The organism is Oleiphilus sp. HI0043 (genome assembly GCF_001634935.1).
This window is the reverse complement of record NZ_LWEY01001166.1, coordinates 1-1,733: the sequence shown is the minus strand read 5'-3', so window position 1 is coordinate 1,733 and position 1,733 is coordinate 1. Positions and strand designations below refer to the sequence as shown.

The 1,733-nt window shown below is 45.4% G+C and carries 1 protein-coding gene and 1 pseudogene; both read left to right on the top strand.

Translation table 11 applies throughout. From position 1 onward, the window contains the following. Window positions 1-413: diaminobutyrate acetyltransferase (gene ectA / locus A3729_RS13450; RefSeq protein WP_082882100.1), on the top strand; the 413-nt coding region annotated here is incomplete at its 5' end. 49 nt (window positions 414-462) lie between these two features. Beyond that, a pseudogene (gene ectB, locus A3729_RS13445) lies at window positions 463-1,733 on the top strand (diaminobutyrate--2-oxoglutarate transaminase); the annotation flags it as partial.

Genomic DNA, 1,733 nt, shown 5'->3' with positions numbered 1-1,733 from the left:
CTCTGGACACTAACTCAGCGTACTGCAACTTGCTGCAGTGCAGTCATTTCGCTAGCACCTCAGTGATAGCGATAGACGATGACAAGACACTTGGCTTTATATCCGGCTATGTCATTCCCGACCGGCAAGACACTTTATTTATTTGGCAGGTCGCCGTTGATGAGCGTGCTCGCGGTCAAGGTCTTGCTAAGCGAATGCTCAAAGATATTGTGACGCGGCAAGAATGCGCTCAGGTCACTCACTTGGAAACGACCATTACAGCTGACAATAAAGCCTCATGGACTTTATTTGAAAGCTTCGCAAAGGATTTTTCTGCTCCCTTAGCCAAATCTGAAATGTTTAGCAAAGATACGCATTTTGCTGGCTTGCATGACACGGAATTTCTGGTCCGAATCGGTCCATTTAGTTCCTAACCTCGCACACTAAATAAGACTCGCACCAAACATCCTATGGAGGATGCTAATGAAAATATTTGATGAAATTGAATCTGAAGTTCAGAGCTATGCTCGTTCTTTCCCTCGTGTTTTTAATCGCGCTAAGATGGAACACCTCTACGATGAGGAGGAAAATGAGTATCTAGACTTTCTGGCGGGTGCGGGAACAATTAACTACGGGCATAACAATCCGCTATTTAAGCCTCTCTTAATGGACTACATTGAGAATGATGGTATTACGCATGGCCTGGATATGCATACCAAGGCGAAAGGTGAATTTCTAGAGGCTTTTAATGAGAAGATTCTAAAGCCTCGGGATCTCGATTATGTTATGCAGTTTACTGGTCCGACTGGTACCAACGCAGTTGAAGCGGCTTTAAAGCTAGCGCGTAATATTAAAGGCCGTCAGAACATTATTTCTTTCACCAATGGTTTTCATGGCGTTAGCCTTGGCTCTCTGGCTGCGACGGGTAACTCTCATCATCGTGGCGCGGCGGGTGTCAGCTTAGGCGGCGTAAGCCGCGTGCCTTATGACGGCTACTTAGGTGACGAGATTGATACCACAGCTTATCTTGATAAAGTGCTTTCAGATTCCAGCAGTGGCATCGACAAGCCCGCTGCAGTGATTGTTGAAACTGTGCAAGGTGAAGGCGGTATCAATGCGGCTAGTTTTGAATGGTTGCGTAACTTAGAAAAAGTCTGCCGAAAGCATGATGTACTGCTTATCATCGATGATATACAGGCGGGTTGCGGTCGTACTGGCACCTTCTTTAGCTTTGAAGAAGCAGGCATTAAGCCCGATATGGTGACCTTATCGAAATCACTTGGCGGATACGGCTTACCTTTTGCTGTTGTTTGATTTAAGCCAGAGCTGGACCAATGGAAACCAGGAGAGCATAACGGTACGTTTAGAGGCAACAATTTTGCATTTGTAACCGCGAAAGCCGCCATTGATCATTACTGGTCTGACGACAAGTTCTCTAATGAGATTAAGCAAAAAGGCGAATATATTAAATCGCGCCTGGAAAAGATTGTCGACTTGTATGGCGACGGAAATTTCACGACCTGTGGACGCGGCATGTTTCAAGGGATTAACTGTGTAAACGGTGAGATCGCTGGCAACATTACACGCAATGCTTTTCAGCAGGGGCTTATCATTGAGACAAGCGGTGCTGATGATCAGGTGGTTAAATTTTTATGTCCTCTCGTAATCAGTCAAGACTCTCTCAAAAAGGGTATTGATATTGTTGAGCAAGCGATCAAAGAGGTTTGTGCTAAAGAAGACCAAATCCCTGAAGA